The sequence below is a fragment of the Synechococcus sp. W60.3 genome (assembly GCF_047502615.1).
Lineage (GTDB): Bacteria > Cyanobacteriota > Cyanobacteriia > Thermostichales > Thermostichaceae > Thermostichus.
Map to the genome: position 1 here is coordinate 1 of NZ_JANSHJ010000015.1, position 23,806 is coordinate 23,806.

24 protein-coding genes are annotated in these 23,806 nt (G+C 60.3%); 12 read left to right on the forward strand and 12 right to left on the reverse strand.

What is annotated here, in order from left to right:
- Positions 1 to 308 precede the first annotated feature (308 nt).
- Positions 309 to 1,859 carry a TolC family protein gene (locus NW846_RS06870; protein ID WP_414346986.1) on the forward strand — a complete coding sequence of 517 codons (1,551 nt, stop codon included), beginning with the start codon at positions 309 to 311 and terminating at the stop codon, positions 1,857 to 1,859.
- 242 nt (positions 1,860 to 2,101) lie between these two features.
- Here NW846_RS06870 and rpsD read toward each other — a convergent pair whose 3' ends face one another.
- The 3 genes from rpsD to NW846_RS06885 form a co-directional block, all read right to left on the reverse strand.
- Entirely contained in the window at positions 2,102 to 2,713 is a 612-nt protein-coding gene (gene rpsD, locus NW846_RS06875) for a 30S ribosomal protein S4 (RefSeq protein WP_011430362.1), read from the reverse strand.
- Between the two features lie 164 nt (positions 2,714 to 2,877).
- Positions 2,878 to 4,014, reverse strand: coding sequence for a GDP-mannose 4,6-dehydratase (gmd, locus tag NW846_RS06880; protein ID WP_011430363.1), 1,137 nt, complete (start codon positions 4,012 to 4,014; stop codon positions 2,878 to 2,880).
- Positions 4,015 to 4,163: 149 nt separating this feature from the next.
- The gene (locus NW846_RS06885; RefSeq protein WP_011430364.1) at positions 4,164 to 5,525 is read right to left on the reverse strand and encodes a nicotinate phosphoribosyltransferase; all 1,362 of its coding nucleotides are present in this window, start codon (positions 5,523 to 5,525) and stop codon (positions 4,164 to 4,166) included.
- Between the two features lie 152 nt (positions 5,526 to 5,677).
- On the opposite strand from NW846_RS06885, the gene NW846_RS06890 reads away from it, so the two are divergent.
- Both NW846_RS06890 and NW846_RS06895 read left to right on the forward strand, forming a co-directional pair.
- Positions 5,678 to 6,754 (forward strand): isochorismatase, encoded by a 1,077-nt coding sequence (locus tag NW846_RS06890; protein WP_099812090.1) that lies wholly within the window; start codon positions 5,678 to 5,680, stop codon positions 6,752 to 6,754.
- 53 nt (positions 6,755 to 6,807) lie between these two features.
- On the forward strand, positions 6,808 to 8,067 hold the full coding sequence (locus NW846_RS06895) for an ATP phosphoribosyltransferase regulatory subunit (RefSeq protein ID WP_414346985.1): 1,260 nt from the start codon (positions 6,808 to 6,810) through the stop codon (positions 8,065 to 8,067).
- Here the strand turns inward: NW846_RS06895 and gyrB are convergent.
- The 3 genes from gyrB to NW846_RS06910 all read right to left on the reverse strand — a co-directional run bounded on the left by gyrB (position 8,018) and on the right by NW846_RS06910 (position 11,668).
- Entirely contained in the window at positions 8,018 to 9,946 is a 1,929-nt protein-coding gene (gene gyrB / locus NW846_RS06900) for a DNA topoisomerase (ATP-hydrolyzing) subunit B (RefSeq protein ID WP_011430367.1), read from the reverse strand. The two genes, NW846_RS06895 and gyrB, sit on opposite strands and share 50 nt — an antisense overlap.
- A gap of 181 nt (positions 9,947 to 10,127) precedes the next feature.
- Positions 10,128 to 10,688 (reverse strand): ribosome maturation factor RimM, encoded by a 561-nt coding sequence (gene rimM, locus NW846_RS06905; RefSeq protein ID WP_011430368.1) that lies wholly within the window; start codon positions 10,686 to 10,688, stop codon positions 10,128 to 10,130.
- Between the two features lie 11 nt (positions 10,689 to 10,699).
- A complete protein-coding gene (locus NW846_RS06910) occupies positions 10,700 to 11,668 on the reverse strand; it encodes an SPFH domain-containing protein (protein ID WP_011430369.1) in 969 nt (322 codons plus the stop codon).
- A 204-nt stretch (positions 11,669 to 11,872) separates the two neighbouring features.
- On the opposite strand from NW846_RS06910, the gene NW846_RS06915 reads away from it, so the two are divergent.
- The 3 genes from NW846_RS06915 to NW846_RS06925 all read left to right on the forward strand — a co-directional run bounded on the left by NW846_RS06915 (position 11,873) and on the right by NW846_RS06925 (position 14,771).
- Complete coding sequence (locus tag NW846_RS06915; protein ID WP_011430371.1) at positions 11,873 to 12,865, forward strand: NAD(P)/FAD-dependent oxidoreductase; 993 nt, start codon at positions 11,873 to 11,875, stop codon at positions 12,863 to 12,865.
- Between the two features lie 79 nt (positions 12,866 to 12,944).
- Positions 12,945 to 14,033: a polysaccharide deacetylase family protein gene (locus NW846_RS06920; RefSeq protein ID WP_099887460.1), complete on the forward strand. Its 1,089-nt coding sequence runs from the start codon at positions 12,945 to 12,947 to the stop codon at positions 14,031 to 14,033.
- Between the two features lie 72 nt (positions 14,034 to 14,105).
- Positions 14,106 to 14,771, forward strand: a complete 666-nt coding sequence (locus NW846_RS06925) for a hypothetical protein (RefSeq protein WP_011430373.1) — start codon at positions 14,106 to 14,108, stop codon at positions 14,769 to 14,771.
- Between the two features lie 166 nt (positions 14,772 to 14,937).
- On the opposite strand, the gene NW846_RS06930 is transcribed toward NW846_RS06925, so the two are convergent.
- A complete protein-coding gene (locus tag NW846_RS06930) occupies positions 14,938 to 15,543 on the reverse strand; it encodes a M23 family metallopeptidase (protein WP_414346984.1) in 606 nt (201 codons plus the stop codon).
- A 57-nt stretch (positions 15,544 to 15,600) separates the two neighbouring features.
- On the opposite strand from NW846_RS06930, the gene NW846_RS06935 reads away from it, so the two are divergent.
- On the forward strand, positions 15,601 to 16,194 hold the full coding sequence (locus tag NW846_RS06935; protein WP_414515628.1) for an IS607 family transposase: 594 nt from the start codon (positions 15,601 to 15,603) through the stop codon (positions 16,192 to 16,194).
- Complete coding sequence (locus NW846_RS06940; RefSeq protein WP_414515643.1) at positions 16,082 to 17,275, forward strand: RNA-guided endonuclease InsQ/TnpB family protein; 1,194 nt, start codon at positions 16,082 to 16,084, stop codon at positions 17,273 to 17,275. The genes NW846_RS06935 and NW846_RS06940 overlap by 113 nt, the downstream gene beginning before the upstream one ends.
- Before the next feature lie 6 nt (positions 17,276 to 17,281).
- On the opposite strand, the gene NW846_RS06945 is transcribed toward NW846_RS06940, so the two are convergent.
- Positions 17,282 to 17,521, reverse strand: coding sequence for a hypothetical protein (locus NW846_RS06945; protein WP_414347372.1), 240 nt, complete (start codon positions 17,519 to 17,521; stop codon positions 17,282 to 17,284).
- A 325-nt stretch (positions 17,522 to 17,846) separates the two neighbouring features.
- On the opposite strand from NW846_RS06945, the gene NW846_RS06950 reads away from it, so the two are divergent.
- Positions 17,847 to 18,722, forward strand: coding sequence for a carotenoid biosynthesis protein (locus NW846_RS06950; protein ID WP_011430375.1), 876 nt, complete (start codon positions 17,847 to 17,849; stop codon positions 18,720 to 18,722).
- Between the two features lie 5 nt (positions 18,723 to 18,727).
- Here NW846_RS06950 and lspA read toward each other — a convergent pair whose 3' ends face one another.
- The 3 genes from lspA to cysC form a co-directional block, all read right to left on the reverse strand.
- Positions 18,728 to 19,198, reverse strand: a complete 471-nt coding sequence (gene lspA / locus NW846_RS06955; RefSeq protein WP_011430376.1) for a signal peptidase II — start codon at positions 19,196 to 19,198, stop codon at positions 18,728 to 18,730.
- 237 nt (positions 19,199 to 19,435) lie between these two features.
- Positions 19,436 to 19,660 (reverse strand): hypothetical protein, encoded by a 225-nt coding sequence (locus tag NW846_RS06960; RefSeq protein ID WP_011430377.1) that lies wholly within the window; start codon positions 19,658 to 19,660, stop codon positions 19,436 to 19,438.
- A gap of 77 nt (positions 19,661 to 19,737) precedes the next feature.
- Positions 19,738 to 20,268 carry an adenylyl-sulfate kinase gene (cysC, locus tag NW846_RS06965; protein ID WP_011430378.1) on the reverse strand — a complete coding sequence of 177 codons (531 nt, stop codon included), beginning with the start codon at positions 20,266 to 20,268 and terminating at the stop codon, positions 19,738 to 19,740.
- Between the two features lie 90 nt (positions 20,269 to 20,358).
- On the opposite strand from cysC, the gene NW846_RS06970 reads away from it, so the two are divergent.
- Complete coding sequence (locus NW846_RS06970; RefSeq protein WP_099812087.1) at positions 20,359 to 21,615, forward strand: aspartate aminotransferase family protein; 1,257 nt, start codon at positions 20,359 to 20,361, stop codon at positions 21,613 to 21,615.
- Here NW846_RS06970 and NW846_RS06975 read toward each other — a convergent pair.
- Positions 21,612 to 22,025, reverse strand: a complete 414-nt coding sequence (locus NW846_RS06975; protein WP_011430380.1) for a hypothetical protein — start codon at positions 22,023 to 22,025, stop codon at positions 21,612 to 21,614. The two genes, NW846_RS06970 and NW846_RS06975, sit on opposite strands and share 4 nt — an antisense overlap.
- A gap of 154 nt (positions 22,026 to 22,179) precedes the next feature.
- On the opposite strand from NW846_RS06975, the gene NW846_RS06980 reads away from it, so the two are divergent.
- Both NW846_RS06980 and NW846_RS06985 read left to right on the forward strand, forming a co-directional pair.
- A complete protein-coding gene (locus NW846_RS06980; RefSeq protein ID WP_011430381.1) occupies positions 22,180 to 23,004 on the forward strand; it encodes a creatininase family protein in 825 nt (274 codons plus the stop codon).
- 126 nt (positions 23,005 to 23,130) lie between these two features.
- Positions 23,131 to 23,793 carry a Uma2 family endonuclease gene (locus NW846_RS06985; RefSeq protein WP_414515631.1) on the forward strand — a complete coding sequence of 221 codons (663 nt, stop codon included), beginning with the start codon at positions 23,131 to 23,133 and terminating at the stop codon, positions 23,791 to 23,793.
- Positions 23,794 to 23,806: the final 13 nt, after the last annotated feature.

The following is a 23,806-nucleotide window of genomic DNA, read 5'->3' on the forward strand; positions in this document are numbered from 1 at the left end:
AGAGGTTGTTTGAGCTATGAAACTATATCAACGACCCCCATCATGGGTAAGCGACCAAAGTCGCTAGCGGGCTTTTCCAACGCGCACTCAAGTGCGGGGCTACCAAGCTATCCTTTTGTGTCTCGAGACCTGTTGGGGCTGGTAAAGAGGGGCCCTGATGGCGCAGAAGATTTTCCTGCGGGCTGTCTGAAGGTTCGGCTTCCTGCCACCGGCCCAAACAGAGCGGCAATCAAGCCTGTGGAAAACCGTCTTATCTTCGTCCCTTCCTTTGCGATACTGCTAGAGGTGATGTTGAGAGTGATAACGCGATGGCGATGCAGCATCTAGCCAGTGGCCAGCTTCGACGTCCTCAACGACAGCCAAGCTCGGCGGGATCCCGGTCGTCCCTTAGCCGGTTTGCCCCCTGCGGCCTCCTGTTCAGCCTGCTCTGGGCTGTGCCTGCCTTTGCCCAAGAAACGAAAGCGCCTGATCCTGCCGCCTTGGTTCTCCCAGATAGCCGAGCCATCCGCACCCCCAACCTGCCTCCCACCCTGTCGATCCCGCCCGAGGCCCGCCCTGCCACTCCTGCCCCGGTCTCGCAGGGGGCTGCTAGGGCCGAAGAACTGGTGGTGCCTCAATCCCCTTTGGAGGTGCGCATCGAGCGGACGGAGGGCTTGTCCTTACAAGAAGCCCTGGAGATTGCTGTTGCCCAAAACCCAGCGGTGCAGCAGGCAAGGCTGGCTGTAGAACGGGCTGAGGCTGGGGTTGCCCTGGCGCAGGCAGCTTTTGCCCCCACCCTCTCCACTCGAGCCAGTTACCAATACAGCGAACCTCCCTCGCCTGGTGGCAGGCCAAGCCGCGAAGTTCACACTCTCTCAGCTAGCGTGGTGCGGGTGGACTACACCGCTTTCGACAACGGGATCAGAGAACAAAACCTAAGACTGGCCCAAGAAGCTCTGCGCGTCGCCCAACTGCAACTGGAGCAAACCCTGCAGACAGTGAAACAAGCTGTGGCCAACGCCTACTACGATCTGCAGAGCGCCGATGCCCGAGTGGCCATCAGCCAGGCTGCCGTTGCAAGTTCTGAAGCCACCCTGCGGGATGCCCAAGCCCGAGAGCGGGCTGGGGTGGGTACCCGCTTCGAGATTCTCCAGGCGGAGACCGAATTGGCCAACAATCGACAAACCCTACTGGTGGCCCAAAACACCCAACAACTGAGCCGCCGCCGCCTGGCCGAGCTGCTGAACTTTCCCAGTCCCACTGATGTGCTGGCCAGGGATCCCATCGAGCCTGTGGGAGAGTGGGACCTGAGCCTAGAAGAGACTATTGTTGCCGCTTTTGCCCAAAGGCAAGAGCTGGAGCGCCAACGCCGAGAGTTGGAACAAGCCCAAGCTCGTGTGCGCCTGGCGCAAGCCAGCAACGGTCCCCAGATTGGTTTGTTCGCCACCCTCGATGCGGTTAACGATTTCAAGGCCAGCCGCGACAGCTTCGATATCGGCTACTCGGTCGGCGCCAATTTCAGTTTGACTTGGCTGGACGGGGGTAAGGCGGCCGCCCAGGCTCGCCAAGCCGAGATCGACGGGCAGGTGGCCGTGAACAATTTCATCGGCAGCCGTAACGAAATCCGGCGCAGTGTGGAAGAGGCTTTCCTCACGCTCAGCTCCAGCCGCGAACAGATCGACTCAGCCAAGGTAGCGATTGCCTCGGCAGAGGAGAGCCTGCGCCTGGCGCGGCTGCGCCTTCAGGCCGGGGTGGGCACGCAAACAGAGGTGATCAACGCCGAAACTGCCCTCACCACCGTCCGTGGCAACCTCTCCAATGCTGTAATCGCCTACAACCGCGCCCTGGTACAACTGCAGCGGGCCGTCGGCAGGCTTTGATCTCTGCTCGGTTCTTTCTCCCTCACCCCCAACCCCTCTCCCTCTGGGAGAGGGGAGCTAGGGCAGCTCGTTCGCGACAGCGTTGCGTAGTAATAAGGATGTGGAGAAACGTTTCGAAATAGCCATGGTGCCAAGTACCGCTGGCGCCAGCAGAAGAAACGCGACGAACTGAGAAAAATCGCCCCCTCTGGGCTTAGCCCCTGAGGTTTCCTCACGATCCGCAATGACGGCAAAAGAGAGGCCTAGAGTTTACGGGAATAGAACTCGACAACCAGCAGCTCGTTCACTGGTGCGCAGATCTGCTCTCGGGGAGGCAGTTCTTTGATACGCCCGCGCAGCTTCTCTTTGTCAAATTCCAGGTAATCGGGCAGGAACAGCCCCGGATACTCAGCGTAGGCGGCCACCAATTTGCGAGAAGACTCCTTGTTCCTTACCGTGATCACATCCCCAACTTTGCAGCCATAGCTGGGGATGGTGACTTTGCGGCCGTTGACTTCGATGTGGCCGTGGCTTACCAACTGCCGAGCCGCCGGAATGGTTGGAGCCATGCCGAGGCGAAAGACGATGCAATCCAGCCGCATCTCCAGCATCTGCAGCAAGGCTAGCCCGGTGGATCCCTTGGAGCGCCGCGCCTTGCGCATGTAGCGGAGCATCTGGCGCTCGCTCACCCCGTAGTTGAGGCGCACCTTCTGCTTCTCTTCTAGGCGGATGGCATACTCGGATTTTTTCTTGCGCTCGGCCCCGTGCATACCAGGTGGATTGGTATTTTTGGGGCGCTTGCGCGTCAAACCGGGCAGATCAAGTCCCCCGAAGCGACGAATGATCTTGAGGCGGGGACCTGTGTAGCGGGACATGCGGGCGTTTCTCCGAAATCGGCAAAGATACTCAGCAGAAGAGCACAGGCGAAAACATTGGCCGTGCGCCAAAAGAATTGGCGATCTCCTATATTAAGGTCTTAGCCCGGCCTTTAAGCAAGGGGTGAGAGCCGTTTTTTAGCTGACTTTGGGGAGCGGTGCCATTAGTCGTAGCGAACCCCCAGTTGGGTGCGGATGAAGGCGCGATCCTCGCTCAGCAGGCCGTTGAGGGTGCGCCGCTCCCCCAGGATGGGATCCGGATCCAAGCCGATGGCCTCCAGATCCGCCAGCACCATCAGCTCCACCAGTTGGGCAAAGGTCACCTTGGGCTGCCACCCCAGTACCCGCTTGGCCTTGGAGGCGTCCCCCAAGAGCAGATCCACCTCCGTGGGGCGGTAGTAGCGGGGATCGATCTCGATCAGCACGCGATCTTTGTAGAGTCCCTGTTCTTCCAGTCCGGATCCCCGCCAGGTAATGGGCATGCCCACCAAAGCAAAAGCGCGTTCGGCAAACTCCCGCACGCTGTGGGTTTCGCCAGTAGCCAGCACGTAGTCGTCCGGCTGGGGTTGTTGCAGCATCATCCACATCCCCTCGACGTAGTCCTTGGCGTAGCCCCAGTCCCGCTTGGCATCCAGGTTGCCCAGGTAGAGCTTGTCCTGCTTGCCGGCCACGATGCGGCTGACGGCGCGGGTGATCTTGCGGGTAACAAAGGTTTCTCCTCGCCGTGGGCTCTCGTGGTTGAACAAAATGCCGTTGCAGGCAAAGAGGTTGTAGGCTTCGCGGTAGTTGACTGTTTGCCAGTAGGCGTACACCTTGGCGCAGGCGTAGGGGCTGCGGGGGTAGAAGGGGGTGGTCTCCTTTTGCGGGATCTCCTGCACCAGGCCGAACATCTCCGAGGATCCCGCCTGGTAAAACTTCACCCGGATCCCCGTGCGCTGCTGGTAGTCGCGGATGGCCTCCAGGAGGCGTAGGGTGCCCATAGCCACCGCATCGACGGTGTATTCTGGCGCCTCAAAGCTGACCCGCACGTGGGATTGGGCCCCCAGGTTATACACCTCCGTCGGCTGCACCTGTTCCAGGATCTTGCGCAGGGTGGTGCCATCGGTGAGATCCCCATAGTGGAGAAACAGCCGGGCGTTGGGATCGTGGGCATCCACATAGATGTGGTCGATGCGGTCGGTATTGAAGGTGCTGGCGCGGCGGACAATGCCGTGGACTTCATAGTTTTTTTGCAACAGCAGCTCGGCCAGGTAAGAGCCATCCTGGCCGGTGATGCCGGTAATTAAGGCACGTTGGGTCATAGAGCTGGAGGCGAAAACAAGCACTTGTAAGACTTCAGCCAGAGCGGGGACTTCAGCGCCTTGCCAAGCACAAACTCGCAAAGCTGAAACCCCAAAGCCAGAATATTATAGTAGAGCAGCGGGAACCCCTTCTCTGGGGTTCTGCTTGCTTAGGAAGAGCCCAGGTGACGATCCTTAACCTGCTGCAGGGCAGGGGTCAGGGCCATAGGCCAGGGAGCCGGCTGGCGCAGTTGCCGCACTGCCTGGGGCAGGCGCAGGACCGAGGCACGGCTGGTGCGGGCAATCGCCTCCAGATCCGGCAGGGGCTCCAACAGCACACCCTTGCGCAGGATCGGGCGCAGCAGCGGCTGGTAGCCAGGGGGCGGGCTCTCGTCGGCCTGGCCGAGCAAGTCCCCTGTGGGACCGCGGAAGATCTGCTTGCGCCCCGGCAGGGTGGCTTTGGCAAAGGAGGCCTTGGCCACTGGGATCCCGTTAATCTCCACCAATTTGTACACTCCGTTCACGCCCTCGCCGGTCACCAGCCGCGTCCCCACTCCATAGCCGCTGATAGGGGCTTGGGAGCGGTGCAGCCGTTCGATCTCGTACTCGTCCAAATCGCCGCTGACAAAGACCGGCGCCCCCTGGGGCAGGATGGCCTTGACCTGGTGGGAGAGGGCCTCCAGGTCCCCGGAGTCGATGCGCACGCCGCCGATCTCGCCTTGGGATCCCAGTTGATCCGGATGGGTGGCTGCAAAGAGCTGGGCCGCTGTGCGCGCTCCCTGGATGGGATCGTAGGTATCGATGAGCAGAACCGCCTGGGGAAAGTAGCGCCGGAAGGCTTGAAAAGCGCGGGTCTCATCGCCGGAGAGGGCGGCAATGGCCATCACCAGAGAATGGGCCATCGTGCCTGCCGGCTTGCGCCCCAGCTTGAGAGCTGCCAAGACGTTGGAGGTGGCGTTGAACCCCGCCGCCAGCGCTGCCCGCGCTGCCCACAGGCCCGCCTGGGGGCTAAAGGCTCGCCGCGTGCCGAACTCCAACAAAATGGCCTCATCCCCGGCAGCATCCCGCATGCGGGCCGCCTTGGTGGCAATCAGGGTTTGGTAGTTGAAGGTGGTCAGCAAGTAGGTTTCCACCAGTTGCGCCTGCCACAGAGGAGCCTCTACCCGCAGCAGCGGCTCGTTGGCGAAAACGGCCGTTCCTTCCGGCACTGCCCACACATCCCCCTCGAAGCGGCAGCTAGCCAGCAGCTCCCAGAAGCGTTGCGGTGCCTCGGCAAAAATGCCCGTCTCCCGCAGCGCCTGCAAGGCTTGCGGCGGAAAGTGCAACTGCTGCAGGTATTCCACCGCTTGGGCCAGCCCCATGGCGATGAGGTAGCCATAGTCGCTAGGCAAGCGCCGCACAAACAGCTCAAAGGCCGCCGGCTGATTCTCCAGCCCCTCCCCCACATAGCAGGCAGCCATTGTGAACTGGTAGAGATCCGTCAACAGGCCGTAGTCCTGGGGCTGCAGGGAGGAGAAGTCTGAATTCACCATGGAAACCTCAAGGGACAAGCCGCTGAAAAGCTAGGGGAGCGGGCAAAGAAGTCCTTGCCAAAGTTGGAGCTACTATGGTAACAGGTTTGGCCTGCCAGGGATCCCGGCGAGGTGGCCCCAGCGATAAGAGCTTGACTGCACTCTAAAAAGCCATGAACACCACTGTCCAGGGAGTAACGACTCAAGCTCCGCCGACACTTCCCTTGCCTGTTCATTTTGATCCCGAGCGGGTGGGGGAGATTTGGCGGGTGCCCTACCAACAGCGGGCCCTAGAGGCGGAGCAGTGGGCCCAAGAGCACCGCATCCCATCGGCAGAATCCGACCAGGTGCGGGTAGGCTTGTTGCTCATCGATGTGCAAAATACCTTCTGCATTCCTGGCTTTGAGCTGTTTGTGGGTGGTTCTAGCGGCCTGGGGGCGGTGGAGGATAACCGGCGTCTGTGTCAATTTATCTACCGCCACCTCGCCCACATCACCCAGATCGTGGCTACCCTGGACACCCACACCGCCATGCAGATCTTCCACCCCATCTTCTGGGTGGACGCCCAGGGATCCCATCCCGAGCCAGCTACAGCCATTTCTGCCGCCGAGATCCGCTCCGGGCGCTGGCGGGTCAACCCCGCGGTGGCCGCCAACCTCACCCAAGGGGATCTGACGCGGCTGCAGGTCTACGCCCTCCACTATGCCGAGCAATTGGAGAAAGGGGGGAAATATCCTCTCATTGTCTGGCCCTACCATTCCATGCTAGGTGGGATTGGCCATGCCCTGGTGCCGGCGGTGGAGGAGGCGATCTTCTTCCACACCATTGCCCGCTGCAGCCAGCCCAGCTTGCAGCTCAAGGGGGCCAACCCCCTGACGGAAAACTACTCCGCCCTCAGCCCGGAAGTCTTGACCGGCCCGGAAGGGGATCCCATCGACGAGAAAAATGAATCCCTTATCGGCCACCTACTGGAATTCGATGCCCTGATCGTGGCTGGCCAAGCCAAAAGCCACTGCGTCGCCTGGACGGTAAGCGACCTGCTGCAGGAGATCCAGTCCAGGGATCCCGCCCTGGCCAAGAAGATTTACCTTCTGGAAGATTGCACCTCGCCGGTGGTGATCCCCGGCGTAGTCGATTTTAGCGAGCAGGCGGAGGCGGCCTTTGCCCGCTTTGCCGCCGCGGGGATGCACCGGGTGCGCTCCACCGATCCCCTCTGGACGTGGCCTGGCTTTCCGTGGCGGAAGACTTGATCTCCTCTACCCCAGTGCTAGGATGCGGCAGGACAGGCTGTGGGAGTTTGCCTGTGGACGATCGTCCTGGCGGTGCAGATTTGCTTTGGGAAACCAGTTCCCTGCGCCCTCCCACTGGCGCCCGCGACTTTTTGCCGCGGGAAGTCCAGCGGCGGGAAAGGCTAGAGGCGCAGCTAACCCAGGTTTTTCGCCGTTACGGCTACCAACGTATCATCACGCCCACCCTGGAACGGCTAGAGACGCTACTGGCTGGGGGATCCATCCGCGCCGAGGCAGTGCTGCAGTTGCGGGACGGGGAAGGGACAATGCTGGGGTTGCGCCCGGAATTCACCGCTTCCATCGTGCGGGCAGCAGCCACGCGTCTGGCCAGCGGGCCCCTGCCGCTGCGGCTTTACTACCACGGCAACGTGTTCCGCAATAGCCGGCGGGAGGAGGGCTCCTACAGCAGCCAGGAGTTTTTCCAGTCAGGGGTGGAGCTCATCGGCGCGGGCGGATGGCTAGCCGACGCTGAGATCTTGCTGCTTTTAGCCGATTGCGTGCGCGCTGTTGGCCTCAGCAACTGGACATTGCTGTTGGGAGATGTGAGCCTGACTGAGAGCCTGCTTAACTCTGTTACTCCCAAGGCCCAGGCGGCGGTGCGCCGTGCCATTGCCCAGCTTGACTACGTTTACCTAGAAGCGGCTCCGCTGCCAGAGGCGGCCCGCCAGATTGGCCTGCAGATTCTGGGATTGCGTGGCCAGCCGGAACAGGTTCTACCTCAGCTGGCCCAGCTTCCTGTGTCGCCGGAGCGGCTGCGAGATCTGCGGCAGTTGTGCCAGATTCTGGAAGCCCAGCAAGTGCGGGTGGTGTTGGATCTGAGCTTGCTGCAAACCTTGGCCTACTACACCGGCATTGTCTTCCAAGCAGTGGTGGGGGGAGAAATCATCGCCTTAGGCGGGCGCTACGACCGGCTCTATGCCCTCTATAGCCCACAGCAACTGGAGCAGCCAGGGATCGGCTTTACCCTCCTGCCGGATACCCTGCTGCGGCTTTTGCCCCCCACTCCCCAGGACGAGGCAACGGGGTGCAAGCGGTTGGTGGTGCCACTGGTGCCGGCAGGGATCCCGGCGGCGCTGGCCTTGGCCGCCCGCTGGCGCGAGTCAGAGGCGGTGGAGCTGGAATTGCTGGACCGCTCCCCCGAAGAAATCGAGGCCTACGCCCGCCGCTGCCGGATCCCGGAGATTGCCTGGGTGCAGGCCGATGGCAGCTACCACATCTCCCCCGTCAAATATCCAGAGCCGCCAGATCCAACTGGGCACTGTGGGCCTCGATGAACTCCCGACGCGGCCCGACGGCATCCCCCATCAGGATGGTGAAAATGCGATCGGCTTCGGCTGCGTCTTCGATGGTGATCTGCTTGAGGACGCGCGTTGCCGGGTTCATGGTGGTTTCCCAAAGCTGCTCCGGCATCATTTCCCCCAAGCCCTTGAAGCGCTGGATGGTGTACTTGGTGTTGGCCGGCAGGCTGCGCAGGACTTGCTCTTTCTCGGCCTCGTTGTAGCAGTAGCGCACGTTGTTGCGGCCCCACTCGATCTTGTAAAGCGGCGGACAGGCAATGTAGACGTAGCCCTGCTCCAAAAGCGCCTTCTGATAGCGGTAAAAGAAGGTGAGCAGCAGGGTGCGGATGTGGCTGCCGTCCACGTCGGCGTCGGTCATGAGGATGATGCGGTGGTAGCGCAGTTGGCTGGGATCGAACTCCTCGCCCTTGACCCCCAGGCCCAGCGCTGTGATCATGGCCTGAATCTCGGCGTTTTTGTAGATCTTGGCGGGATCCGCCTTCTCGATGTTGAGGATCTTGCCCCGCAAAGGCAGCACCGCCTGAAACTGGCGATCCCGTCCCTGCTTGGCGCTGCCCCCTGCCGAGTCGCCCTCCACCAAGTACACCTCCGACTCCGCCGGATCCCGGCAACTGCAGTCGGCCAGTTTCCCCGGCAGGGTGGAAGATTCCAGGGCAGACTTACGGCGCACCAGCTCCCGGGCCCGACGGGCCGCCTCGGCCGCGTTGAAGGACTGGATGGCCTTCTCGACGATCCCCCTGGCCACGTTGGGGTTGAACTCTAGGTATTCTGTAAGGGCTTCCGAGACAAGGGTCTGGACAATGCCCCGCACCTCGGTGTTGCCCAGCTTGGTTTTGGTCTGCCCCTCAAACTCAGGGTTGGGCACCTTGACTGCAAGGATGGCGGTCAGCCCCTCCCGCACATTTTCTCCCGCCAGGTTGCTGTCGGAGTCCTTGAGTTTGTTGAGCTTGCGGGCTTGGCTGTTGATGGTGAGGGTAAGGGCGGTCTTCAATCCCTCCAAGTGGGTGCCCCCCTCAGTGGTGCGGATGTTGTTGGCAAAGCCAATCAAGGTATCGGTGTAGACATCCGCGCACCACTGCAATGCCGCTTCTACCTCGACGCCATCCCGCTCCCCGCGCACATAGATAATATCGGGGTGGATGGGGGTTTTTTCGTGGTTGATGAAGGCCACATATTCCTTAATGCCGCCGGCAAATTGATAGACTTCGCGGTGAGGCGGATCCCGCCGCAGATCGCTGAAGATGATTTTCAAGCCGGCATTGAGGTAGGCCAGCTCGCGCAAGCGGGCCGCCAACAGGCTGTAGTCAAACTCCCGCTCCGGGAAGATGAGCTCATCCGGCTTAAAGCGCACCTCCGTGCCCCGCCGCTGGGCACCGGCAGGCTGCGGCTCGGACTGAAGGGATCCCACCACCGCCCCTCGCTCGAAGCGCTGGAAGTAAACCTTGCCCTCCCGCCAGACTCTGGCCTCCAACCACTCGGAGAGGGCATTCACCACCGATACCCCAACGCCGTGCAGCCCCCCGGAGACCTTGTAGCCGCCGCCGCCGAATTTGCCGCCAGCGTGCAACACAGTCATGACCGTCACCAGCGCCGACTGCCCGGTCTTGGGGTGGATGTCTACCGGGATGCCGCGGCCATTGTCCAGCACCGATACCGAGCCATCGGGGTGGAGAGTAACCTCAATTTCGTTGCAGTAGCCAGCCAGAGCTTCATCGACGGAGTTGTCCACCACCTCGTACACCAGGTGGTGCAATCCCTTCGGCCCAGTGGAGCCAATGTACATGCCAGGCCGCCTGCGCACAGCCTCCAAGCCTTCCAAAACTTGGATCTGCTCTGCACCGTAGTTCTCCGTCATTCGTAACTCCAATCCCGAAGAGAGATCCCGGCCCCCGCCGACCTAAACCCAGAGAAATTGACGCCAGAAGCCAGAGATAATCCAAATGCCAAAAATCTGCCCCCATAATAGCACAAAAGGCTAAAACGGCCACACAGCCGCTTCTGAGGGCAAACTTTGGCAGGGGATGCAGGGATGGAGATCAGTTTCTTGCCCGATCCTGGCCGAGAAAGCTCTCCACCAATCCCGGTGGCGGCTGCACCTGCAGCTCACCTTTTTCCAAATCCACAACCGGCACCAGAGCCTTCACAAAGGGGATCAACACCTGCCGCTTGTCGGGGGTGGCGATCTCCAGCACATCTTGGCCAGCGGCCCAGATGGCCGAGACATGCCCCAGCAGCCGCCCTTGATGGTAAACGGCCAGGCCGATGAGATCGGAGTAGTGGTACTCCTCCGGCTCGAGGGGCAGGCGCTGGGAAGCCGGCACCAACACCTTAGCTCCCACCCAAGCCTCTGCCGCCGTCCGATCGGGAATTCCTTCCAGCCGCACCAGGTATAGGCCCTTGGCGGGAAAAAACTGCCCCTCGATCAAAGGATGCAACAGAGGCTCCGGATCGCTATCCCGCTGCAGCCAGCGCGGCCCTGGCTCGGTAAGGCGCTCCGGAAAATCCGACCAGCACTTAACCCGCAGCCAGCCCCGCAGTCCATGAGCAGCCACCACCTGCCCCACCAGCAGCCAAGCGGTATCCCTTGAAGCTACCATAGCTGTCGCTGCTAGTCGAGCTGAGGAAAGTTCACCTCGGTCGGGAAAGCCGTGGAGCTGCCCAACTTTTGGGAAGCCCCGGAAGCGCGGGATCCCTGTTCTCCCTTGGCCACATCCACCATAGAGAGCAACCCTTGCAGGGTAGCGGGGATGGAATTGGGATCCATAAAGATCACCTTCGAGCTGGGGCTACTGCCCACCTTGAGACCCATATCGATGTAGTTTTGCGCCATCAAGTATTGCAGCGCGTTGGCTGCCTCTGGGTTTTCCTGCAAAGTGGCGGCAATGGTTTTGATGGCCTCAGCCGTGCCCTCGGCTAGGAGCAGCCGCTCGCGCTTCTCAGCTTCTGCTCGCAACAACTGCGCCTTGGCAGCCCCCGCCGCTTGGTTGATGCTGGCCTGCTGCTCCCCCTCGGATTTGAGAATGGCCGCTCGCTTCTCCCGCTCGGCAGCCATCTGCTTTTCCATCGAGTCCTGCACGGTTTTGGAGGGCTGAATATCTCGAACTTCCACGCGGGTGATCTTGATCCCCCAGGGATCGGTGGCCTCGTCCAGTTCTGTCAAAAGGCGGGCGTTGATCTCGGCGCGGGAGGAGAAGGTCTGATCTAGATCCATGCGGCCAATTTCGGCCCGCAGGGCCGTCAGCACCAAGTTCACCAAAGCCCGCTGTACATCCTCTACTGCATAGCGAGCCTTGATCATATCCGTAATGCGCCAATAGACCACCGCATCCGCCATCAAAGAAACGTTGTCGCTGGTGATGCACTGCTGCGGCGGCACGTCCAACACCTTCTCGCGAATGGTTTCCTGGAACACAATCCTGTCGATGGGAGGAAAAATGACGTGCAGCCCGGGTGTTAGCTTGCGGTGAAACCGGCCCAGACGTTCTACCAGCGCCTCATAGCCCTGGCTGATGATCTTGACGGAGTTAAACAGGTAACCGAGGAAGATCAGGGCGATTGCCGCTAAGATGCCTGGCATAAGACGTCTCTCCTGAGTGGAAGCTTTGCCTCTTATCTTAGACGATTGTTCTCTGGGCTTGTCGGCCTTGACCTCGAGGCCCCTGAAGGCGGAGACTCTTTCTGGCTTTTTCCTAAAATTTTAAGGTTTGATGTCTTGACCCATACCTTATTGACCGGTGGGGGCAACCGGAAAGACTGAAAAGCACCTAAAGGGAGTCTGTCTATGAAACTAAACAGCAAGAACCTAGAAGTTGGCTTGAACAAAACCTACGACGTCATTGTCGCCGGTGGCGGCGCAGGGGGGCTGTCGGCGGCAATCTATCTGGCTCGCTATGGCTTGAGTTGTCTGGTGGTGGAAAAAGGCAAAGGCCGATCTTTTTGGATGCAGGATCTGCGCAATTATCTGGGCCTGCCGCCAAACACGCCAGGACGAGAGCTGTTGCGACAGGGAAGGGAGCACGCCCTCAGCTTGGGGGTGGACTATCTATGGGGCTATGTGGAAAATGTGAAGGATGAGGGAGACCTTTTTGCCGTCAAGGTCAAGGTGGGAAAAGTCAACAGCCTCTACCCCGTTTTTCGCAGCAAGTATTTGATCGCGGCAACAGGCATCATCGATCATCTGCCGCAATTGCCGGACATGCAAAATGTTTACGACTATGCCGGCTATTCATTGCATGTCTGTATGATTTGCGATGGCTACGAAATGCGGGATCAAAAGGCAGTTTTAATCGTCGGCTCAGAGGCTCAAATCAACACTGCCTTTGTCCTCAACTGGTTTACGCCTTATATCTCGGTGTTGACTCACGGCCTCTGCTCGGTCGGCCCTGAAATGCGCCAAAAACTGGCCGAGCACGGCTATCCCCTTTACGAATCTCCCATCCGCCGCTTTCTGGGCGAGAACCACCAGATGCGCGGTGTAGAGCTCGCGGATGGCACCTACATCGAGGCAACTACCGGCCTGGTGGCCATGGGAGCCAAGTACCACAACGACTATTTGAAAGGGATCCCCAACTTGCAGTGGCAGGGCGAAAACCTCGTGACCGACGAGTGGTGCCGCACCACCCATCCGCGGCTGTTCGCGGTAGGAGATTTGAAGCAAGGCCTCAATCAGGTGGCGATTGCGGTTGCTGACGGAGCGCTGGCGGCCACAGCCATTTGGCGGGACATCCGCCGAGCCTCCCCTGCTCGTCAATGGGAAGAGCGCCTGCGCTCTTAGTTTGGGCTCATTCCGCCCTCTTGAGGGAGCTGGGATGGCCCTTTGCCCTATGATTGTTGCGAAGCCCCGAGAAACTCCCATGCGTTCTCTGAAAGCGGCGATCTTTTTTTTGGTTTTCCTATTGGTGGGGCTGCAGTACTGCGCGGTGGAGGCCCAGTCTTTTTTTGATCTAAAGCTGACTCTAACCTCAGAATACGATCCTGTTCTCCCGATCGAGAGCGTTCGGGTTGTGCGCGGCAGCCCTCCCCAAGACCTGCTGGTTTACCTATCGGCTCCTTCTGCTGCCTGGGTTTACCAAGAGCGGGTAAATGGGCATTACTTGATCGATATTCCCTATGCGGTGATTACGCCCTCGACCGCTGTTGAGGTTCCTAGGGAGCTGCCCTACCGGCTGAGCTGGGGCAACCGAGACGAACAGACTGGGCGCCTGCTGATCACCCCTGCACCTGCCCAGGTAGAGGTCTTTTTGCAGCATGGCTGGACAGCGGATCCCACTTTGCTCGATCCGCTGGAAAATAGCCGGCCTTTGCAACTGCCTTTGGAAGAGGCGCTCGGGCCTTTGTTGGAAGTGCCACCTCGCTCTGCCTTTCTCACCATTGACGATGGACCTTGGCCGCAGTCCACCCCTCGCCTTTTAGAGGTTTTGGATCAGCTACAGATTCCGGCCACCTTCTTTCTCATCGGCAATCACGTTTCTCGCTTTCCAGAGTTGGCCAAAGCCATTCAAACCCACGACCACACTATAGCCAACCACACGTTTACTCACGACTATCGACGCCTCTATAGCAGCGACGAGATATTCTATGCCGAGGTGGATCAGACAACCCAACTGCTCAAGACGTTGGGCTTGGATCCCCAACTGGTGGTTCGCCCACCGGGCGGTTTTCGCTTAGACTCTGCTTTGCGTCGCGCTTTGGAACAGGCAGGGTATCAGGTTCTCTACTGGAACCTTAGTCCTGAGGATGCCTATGCCGGCCAAACAGTAGACCAGCTTTTGCAGCGGGTTCGATCCCAGTTGTCGGTGATGAAAGCCTCTGAACAACCCCTGGTTTTGCTGCTGCACGACCGCTGGCCCCATACTGCAGAAGCTTTGCCGGAGATCGTTGCTGCCGTTGAAGAGGCGGGCTATCGCTTTTTGCCCTGGCCCACTTCTAGAGATTCTGCTTGAGGGAACTGCCAACTGTCTCTTAAGCAAAACCGGGCAATCTCTTAAAATCTTAGGGTCGAGGAGTGGGGAAGTATGCGAAAGCCCTTGGATTTCTGGGGTCGGATAAGTTGGGGAGCAGCCTTGGCTCTGGCGCTACCCCTTGCTGTTAACTCTGCCCACCCCCAGCCGCTGCTTCCGCTGTTGCCGGCTGTTTCTGAGGGAGGCACCGCTCGCGAGGGAGTAGTTGCCCTCTTTCGTCAATCCATCTGGTGGGAGTTCATCCGCGGCAATCGCGGCCAAAACCTGCGCCTGTTTGCGGCCAGCCTCACCGCTTCCGATCGGCAGGATGTGGTGGCCGTGTTTGAAATCCAGCGGCAGCCGACAGTGGAGCCGGTGGTGCGCGTTCTCAGCTTCGCCCATCAGGGAGGATACGATTTTCGCCTGCTCCATGCGGCTGAGCCGATCCCCGGACGGCTGGTGGAGGCGCACCTGCGCACCGACATTACCTCCAGCGCCCAGCCCAAGCTGGTACTGCTCACCGAGCGAGGGGGAATCAGCCTGCTGCGGTCTGTCTTGATCTTGGAACACCAGCCGGAGGGGTTTGTGCCGCTGCTGAGCGTAACCGATTTAAGCAATGCCAGCTTGCGGGTCAGCTCCCAAGGGCTCCTGGTCATCTCCAGCGTGCCGGGATCCAACCGCGACTCGCGCGCCACCCTCTACCAGTGGGAGGGAGATGGCTTTGTCCGCCGCGATCTGTAACATCCCAAGTCTTCCGATTGGCGACGAGACAATAGACCGCTGGGATTCGTTCCAAATTGCCACAAAGCAGTCCCTTGCAACTCCCCTCTCCCACTGGGAGAGGGGTCGGGGGTGAGGGGAGACTCCCACTGGGAGAGGGGTCGGGGCTGCGGGAAATGTCTCTAGTCTATTGAGGAGGGCCAGAGAGCTGTTGAGCCTGCCAGCAGGCGCCTAGGCTGGGCGCTTGGCCCACCTGCCAGAGAAACAGGCTTTCGGCTCCCAGGGGATGCAGGCTCCAGGGATCCAGGCCAGGCCCAAACCAGCCGTAGGGATCGACGGGGGCGGGTTGGCCGGAGTTGGTTGGGTTGAGACGGCGCACCTCGAAATGGAGATGGGGCCCGCTGGCACAGCCGCTGTCGCCCGACAGGCCGATCACCTCCCCGGCGGCTACCCTCTGTCCCTCCTGCACCTGGATTTGGCTGAGGTGGGCGTAGAGGGTTTCCAAGCCAGCTGGCTCGTGCAGAATGCGCACCCGCAACCCCCTGACCGGGCGACCCAAGGCAGGGCAGAAAAACGCTGGCTCCGGACGCGCTACGGTAACCCGTCCTGGGGCGGCGGCCAGGATGGGGGTGCCCACCGGCATGGCCCAGTCATAGCCGGCATGGCCATCGCTTTTGCCGCAGGGGTGCAGCGGGCCAGGGATCCAGACTTGGCCTTGCCCACTGACAAACCGTCCGTTGCCATCCTCCTCCCCCAAGGGCAAGTCGTGGTCGAAGAGCATGACTCTAGTCAATGATATGCTGGACTATACTGAAAATAATGTACAATATGTTCAGTATGGCTGCTTGGTATGGCTAGGTATGTAAAACCGAGAGAAGCGGCGGATTATTTTGGGGTGTGTCTCCACACCTTGAGGCGATGGGAACAGAAGGGCTGGATCCATGCAGTACGTACACCATCCGGTAGGGCGAGAAGGTATGACCTCGACAGCTACATCAGAGCACCCAAAAAGGACAAACGAGTCGTTTTGTACGCCCGAGTCAGCAGTCGAGGGCAGAAACCAGACTTGGAGAGACAGATTGCAAGACTGGTTAACCTCTATCCTGGAGCCGAAGTGGTCGGAGAGGTTGGCGGCGGTCTCGACTTCAAAAGACCAAAGTTCCTTGCCTTATTGGAACGAGTTCGTGCAGGAGATATCGGAACGATTGTGGTCGCTCACCGGGATCGACTCTGCCGGTTTGGATTTGAGTTCGTTGAGTGGTACTGCCGTCAATACGGGTGCGAAGTCTTGGTTCTCGATGACGATCACCTTTCTCCCCAACAGGAACTGGTTGAGGACATCCTCACCATCCTGCACTGCTTCAGCAGTCGGCTCTACGGACTCAGAAAATACCGGGCTGCAATCGAGAAAGATACGGATTTATCCGGAGCCAGCGCTGGCTAAAGTTTGGAAGCGGTGGCAAGCGGCGTGCCGGTACTGCTACAACCAAGCGATTGCCTATCAGCGTCAGCATGGTGCCCCAAAAACGGCCAGAAAGCTGCGGGACATCATCCTGCACTCCGACCTGCCCGGGTGGGTGAAGGACGCCCCTTGCCACATCAAGCAGAACGCGGTCGTCGAGGCGTGGTTGGCGTTTCGCCGAAGCAAAGACGCGAGGTTTCGCAGTGTGCGGGACAGGTCGCATACGCTGCAATTCAACGCCGGCAACTTTCGCAATGGGAAGTGGTATCCGAAACTCACCCGAGGTTTGGCGTTCCGTGCATCCGAGGAGATGCCCAGAGAATGGGCACGTGGAACTGAGCTAATGCGGGTGAAAGACAGATGGTATGCCATCTTTCCTGAGCCCGTGAACGAGCAGTGTTCGTTAGCAAAGGGGGTGATCGCACTTGATCCTGGAGTAAGAAGTTTCCTTACAGGGTTTGATGGGGCGGGCTTTGTAGATATCGCCAAGGGAGACTTTGGCAGGATCGTTCGGCTGTGCTACCACCTAGACGATCTGCAATCTAGGCTGAGCAAAGCGCCGAGACTCAAGCGTAGGCGAATGCGGCAAGCGGCGTTTCGTCTGCGGGAGAGAATCAGGAACTTGGTGGACGAGTGCCATCGCAAGGTAGCGGCGTTCCTAACGGATAACACGGATAACTACCGATTGATATTCCTCCCCACTTTCGAGTCAGCCAAGATGGTTGCCAAGGCAGGGAGGAAGTTTGGTAGCAAGACAGCAAGGGCGATGCTCACCTGGGCGCACTATCGGTTCAAGCAGTTCCTGAAGTTTCAAGCCAAGAAGAAAAACGTGGTTGTCGTGGAAGTATCGGAAGCGTACACCAGCAAAACCTGTACCAAGTGCGGGCACATCCACACTAAGTTGGGTGGCGCAAAGGTGTTTAGATGCCCAAAGTGCAACCATAGGCTACCACGAGATTGGCAAGGCGCTCTGGGTGTTATGCTCAGGGCTTTGCGGGATACCGCCATCCTGTTCAGCAGTGGGCAGGATGCTATCGCTGCACCGTTGAGCGATAATGCTTAGCAGTGTTCAGCGTAAATGTATCAGGTTGGTGACGGGAAATTCCCCGACAAAGGGCTTGTGCAAAAACGGCCACTGGGGCGGCGGCGGATCCCCATTAGAAGAGCGATGGCTCTCCAGCGCCAACCGATAGTGCTCCAGATCCTGACGCTGGGCGGGATCTGGGGACCGCTGCAGCAGAAGATCCACCAGGCGCAAGGCCTGAGCCCAGTCCCGGCGCTCCACAGCCCGCCTCAACTGAGCGTACACTCCCCTCAGGGATCCCTCTGACCAAGAGGAGCTCTGCGGAAAACCAGGCAGGATGTTTACGAATTGATACAATAGGCAGCAAAATATCAGCAGGCCTACCCTGGTCAGGCCAGGCAGTTTGCTTTGGCCATCCGCTTTTCTCCTCAGCCGCTGCTCAAGCGGTGGGGTAGCGAGGCGGCTCTGATCAACCACCCTACGGGAGCTTCTCATGCGTTGGCTGTTCTCCTCGTTATCCTCTGGTGTCCTTGTTAGCCTGCCTTTCCGGTTTTCTGATAGGCGAGGTGTTCTCCTTGGGTTTGGGTCAATCTGGCAGCGGTTGGAGGCTTTGGCGCTGGGCTTGCACATTCTCTCCTTGCTCTTCGGGCTGGTGGGCCTACTGTGGGTAGTACCGCATCCCGAGTGGGTGGCCAGTTTACCCCCCATTGGTCTGCAGGCCTTCTCTTGGAGCATGGGCAATGGTGGCGTGGCCTACATGGTGTCTGGAGCGCTGGCGGCGGCTTTGATGGGATCCCGGCTGTTGGGGGTGCGGCGCCTGTTGATGTTTTTGATCCCGGCGGTGGGCATTTCCTTGGCCAGCGAGCTGCTGGGCACCAGCACCGGGATCCCTTTTGGCGACTACGGCTACCTGAGCGGGCTGGGCTACAAGATCGCCGGACTGGTTCCCTTCACGATCCCTTTGTCTTGGTTTTACGTGGGGCTGTCGTCCTACCTGTTGGCGCGGGTGGCGTTGCAAGCGGGGCGCCATTGGCTGATCCACTGCGAGGCCATCCTGTTGGGGGCGCTGCTGCTCACCGCCTGGGACTTCGTGCTGGATCCGGCCATGACCCGCGGCCTGATCCCCTTTTGGACGTGGTTCCAGCCGGGGCCCTTTTTCGGCATGCCGCTGCAAAACTTCGGCGGTTGGATGCTCACCGGAGCTGCCTTTATGACCGCGGCCAACCTCCTTTGGGGGAAAGATCAGCCGGTCTTGAACCGCCGCCAGTTGCTGGGGCCGCTGCTGCTCTATGTAGCCAATTTTGCCTTTGCCCTGCTGATGAGCGTAGGATCCGGCATTGTCGCGCCAGCAGGGCTGGGGCTCTTGCTGGGATTGGGGCCAGCTGTGGGGTTGTGGTGGAGCGCTCCGCCGGATCCTGAGGCTCCCTCGCAGCCTGAGTTGGCCGCGCAAGAAGCTGGGGATCGCCAGTGGGCGGGGGCGAAGTAGGTCGCCTAGGGTCTCGGCGCCGTTTTTTTCGGGCTGCCCTGCCACAGGCCAACCAACAAGCAGGCCACCCCCACGTTGATGGCCACGTCCGCCACGTTAAAGACGGGGAAGCCAATCCAGACGAAGTTGAAAAAATCCACCACATAGCCGTTGAGAAAGCGGTCGATGCCGTTCCCCATCGCTCCTGCCCAGACCAAGCCGTAGCCCACCTGTTCCCAACGGCCCAGGCTGCTGCCGCGAATCGCCAGCAGCGCCAGCGCCACCGCTACCCCCAGCGAGACCCACTTGAGGAACTCTGCCGAATCGGCAAATAGGCTCCAAGCGGCGCCGGTATTTTCCACATAGGTAAGGTGAAACACCCCTGGCCACAGCTCGATTTCCGGCCCCGGCAGCAGCCGCTCCACCGCCCAGCGCTTGCTCGCCTGATCCAGGAGCAACCCCAGGATCCCGGCCAGCCAAAAGCCCGTGTTTTTCATGCTTTTTCACCTCACTACGTCCACCGGCAAGAGCGCTCAGAGGAGCACTTTTCCCATCCTGACATCCTCTCTTCTTTTGTGAGCGGCAAACCGCAGGAGCAAGGTTGGGGAGGGTGGAATAGAAAGCCAGGGAGCCTCAGGCCAGCAATTGTCTGCCTGGAGGGCAAAACAAAGAAAAGCGTCCGGCTAGCTGAGCCGGACGGGGATCCTACAGTCTAGAGGAGAGGAAAAGAGCAGCTACCGCCCCCGCTGCTCCAGGGATCGGCGCAACTCGCTGGCCATCTGTATAAACTCTTGCGGATTGCCCGCCTTGCCGTAGGAGGAGCGATCTTGAACCTTTTTGCCGCTACCTTGGCGGGTGCGGGTGTTGATCAGAGAGCTGGCCATTTCCAGAAACTTGGCAGGGTTCCCTTCGCTGCTGCCCCGCATCACAAAGGTTCGTCCGGCACGAGTCACTGCCATAGCTACCTTGATTCTCAGAAACGAAATGCTTGTTCACATCTTCCCACAAGGATCCCAAACCCGCCAGGCCCAGCGCCCTATTGGAGATAGCCGTGGCTTCTCAGGCTTTGCATCACCAAGTCGATACATTCAGAGATGCTTTGCTCGGCGGTTTTGCAGACCACCTCTGGATATTCTGGCGGCTCGTAGGGGTCGTCGATGCCGGTGAAGTGCCGGATGAGGCCTGCCCGCGCTTTGCGGTAGAGGCCTTTCACATCGCGCTGTTCACAAACTTCCAGGGGGGCGTCCACAAAGACTTCGATGAAGTTGCCGATCTGCTGCCGCACCTCCTGCCGGGTGGCGCGATAGGGGGAGATGGCCGACACCAGCACGATCACCCCGTGGCGGGTCAGCATCTCTGCCACAAAGCCGATGCGACGAACGTTCTCATCCCGATCCGCCCTGCTGAAGCCCAGTTCCTTGCTGAGGTGTTGCCGCACCAGGTCTCCATCGAGCACTTCCACCGGCAACCCCAAAGCCTGTAACTGCTGGGCGACACCGCAGCTCAGGGTGGTTTTGCCCGCGCCGCTGAGCCCCGTAAACCAGACCGTTACCCCCCGCCGCCCCATGGGTGTAGATCCCTTCTCCTTGGGCTTTGCCAGAATATCATCCCCCGCCCAGAGTGATACACTCGAGACATTGTCCATTCTCCCTCTGCCATGCCGCCGCTAAGCGCTTCTCTTGTCGACTTGGGCTCCGGGACAACCGCCGAGCTGTTCGACCGGCATGTGATGTCCACCTACGCTCGCTATCCTTTGACCCTGGTGCGGGGGGAAGGCTGCCGGGTTTGGGACGAAGAAGGGCGCGAGTACCTGGATTTTGTGGCTGGCATTGCCACCTGCACGCTGGGCCATGCCCACCCCGCTTGGATCCAGGCGCTGACTCAGCAAGCGCAACAGTTGCACCATGTTTCCAACCTCTACTACAACCGGCCCCAGGCGCAACTGGCCCAATGGCTGACCCAGCACTCCTGTGCCGATAAGGTTTTTTTCTGCAACTCAGGGGCAGAGGCCAACGAAGGCGCCATCAAGCTGGCCCGCAAATATGCCCATACGGTGCGCGGGATCCAAGATCCGGTGATCCTCACCGCCCAGGCTAGCTTTCATGGACGCACCCTGGCTGCCCTCACCGCTACCGGCCAGCCGAAATACCAAAAAGACTTTGCCCCGCTGGTGCCCGGCTTCGACTACGTTCCCTACAACGATATCGAGGGTACGGCGGCAGTGCTGGAGCGTTGGGGCGAGCGGGTGTGTGCCGTGCTGCTGGAGCCGCTGCAGGGAGAAGGAGGGGTTGTGCCCGGGGATCCCGCCTACTTTCAGTGGCTGCGCCGGGTCTGTAGCGAGCGGGGCATCTTGCTGATGTTGGACGAGGTACAGGTGGGGCTGGGCCGCACCGGCAGGCTCTGGGGCTACTGCAACCTGGGGATAGAGCCGGATGTGTTTACCCTGGCCAAGGGCCTGGCGGGCGGGATCCCAATTGGCGCCCTCCTGGCCAAAGACTTTTGCGCCGTGTTCCAGCCGGGGGATCACGCCAGCACCTTCGGCGGCAACCCCCTGGCCTGTGCGGTTGGCCTGGCGGTCTGCCACACCCTGATGGTCGAGAGCCTGGTTTGGAATGCCCAGCAGACAGGAGCCCATCTGCGCCAGGGTCTATCTCGCTTGGCCAAGCAGTTCCCGCAGCTTGTGCAGGAGGTGCGCGGCTGGGGCCTGATCCAGGGCCTGGTGATGCGGATCCCGGCGGCTGAGGTGGTCAGGGCGGCCCTGGAGCGAGGGCTGTTGCTGGTGCCGGCGGGATCCCAGGTGGTGCGCTTGGTGCCCCCCTTGATCGTCACGCCTGCGGAAATTGACGAGGCGCTGGCGCGGCTGGAATCGGCTCTGCAGAGCTTGGCCCTTGGCAATAGCGGGACGGAGTCCTAGCCCTGGCAGACCTGCTGCAAAAAGGCTTGCAGCCGCTGGCGGGCCTCCTGGGGCAGGGGATCCCCGGCCTGCTCCAGCAGCGGCAGCACCTCCTCGGCGTAGGCCGGGACAAAGCCGGCAGCCGGCCAGAGCAAATCCGAGGTGGATCGCAGGTTCCAAACTTGGGATCCCTGCTTGAGCAACAGGGGTCGCACCCAAAGCAGAGCTGGGGATCCCGCCTCAAGATTGTGAAGAGAAACCTGAATCAGCTCCACGTAGAGGGTGGCCTGCGACCCCGGCAAGGCTAGGATGGGGCGGGGTGAGGTGAGGACACTCCCTACTTCCGTCCTCCCAGCAGGCAGAGGACGTCCCCTAATGGGGAGATCCTCACCAGAGCCACATTGAGCGGGCAGACAGGGCCACAGGGTCATGGAACGGCTGGCTTCCGCTTAGGAAAGTTGAGACCAACTACACCTGATCTTAAGGGATGCCTTCTCAGGTTCTGCGAGGGGATCCCAGATTGCCCATGGTGCTAGTCTTGCAGGCAAGGCTCCTCCAAATTCCTGGAAACCGGATCCCGCCATGATGCACACCTTTATCCCGCCCCACCGTTTCTTTCCCTACCTGACCTGGACGGAGATCCAGGCCATGCCCGACAAAGAGAACGTAGTCATCATCCAGCCGGTGGCCTCAATCGAGCAGCACGGTCCCCATTTGCCCCTGGTGGTAGATGCCTGCATCGGCACGGCAATCATCGGGCGGGCCATGGAAAAACTAGAGCCGGAGATCCCGGCCTATGTCCTGCCCACCCAGTGCTACGGCAAGGCCAACGAGCACTGGCATTTCCCCGGCACCATCACCCTCTCGGCGCAAACCCTGATGGCGGTGTTGACCGAAGTGGCCGAAAGCATTTACCGGGCTGGGTTTCGCAAGCTGGTGTTCCTCAACTCCCACGGCGGCCAGCCCGAGGTGCTGCAGATTGTGGCCCGCGACCTGCACCAGAAGTACGAAGATTTCCTGCTCTTCCCGGTGTCCGTCTGGCGCGTTCCCCACCAAGGCCAGGAGCTGATGACCGCAAAAGAGCAGGAATTGGGCATTCACGCCGGAGACGGCGAGACCAGCATGTTGATGTACCTGTTGCCCGAGACGGTGCGCACCGACCGCTTGGTCTGCGAGTACCCCTCGGATCTGCCGCAAGATAGCTTGCTCAGCCTGGAAGGGCGGATCTCGTTTGCCTGGACAACCCGCGACCTCAGCCGGAGCGGCGTCCTGGGGGATGCCACCGCCGCCACGCCCGAAAAAGGCAAGCTCCTGGTCGAGTCGATGGCCGACGGCTGGGTGCGGCTGATCCGAGATCTGCACAAGTTCCAACAGCCCCAGGCCTGGCGCAAAGCCCCGCTGTCGGTCTAGGGATCCCGGCAGGTTTCCTGACCTTTTGAGGCTTCTGGCCGGCCCTAGCCTGCTTCTCTGGAGCGGGAGGAGCGACTTCTCGAGGGCTGATGATAGGCTTGAGGGAAACCCCCTGAGGGAAGAGCGATGGTTCTTGCCTCAAAGCCAGCCACCCCCCCTGTCCTTGAGCGGCACGACGCCACTTGGCAGGACTATGTGGCCATTCGCAGCCATCCTGACCTGGAGTGGCAAAAACTCTCCTTTCATCGGGGTTGGTTGTGGGTCAACATGGGCAAAGAAGGGCCGGAACACGCCTCCGTCAGCGATTTCATCACCATCATTTTCGGGTTTTGGGCCTTTTTGCACCCGGATGTGCCGCTGCAGTCCTATGGTCGCTGTCTGATTGAGTACCCAGAAACCCACGCCTGCGCCCCTGACCTAGTGCTCTACAAAGGGGAGAACATCCCCAAATACCAAGCCAGCGAGCCGCGGCGGATTGATTTGCGTTTCCAAAGACCTCCCGACCTGGTGGGCGAAATTGCCGACACCACCCTGGCTCTTGACCTAGACGAGCAAAAGCAGCTCTACGCCAGCCTGGGCATTCCTGAGTACTGGGTCATCGATGTCAAGGGGCGGCGCGTTTTTGCCTTTGCCCTGGCCAAGGACAGGCGCTATCGGGCCATTGCCCAGTCACAGGTGCTGGCAGGCTTGCCGATAGCCCTGCTTGAACAGGCTCTGGAACGCCTGGCCAGCCAGACCAACACTGCTGCCGCCAACTGGCTCCTCCAACAGCTCCAACGCCAGGCTTAAGATTCCCAGCTTC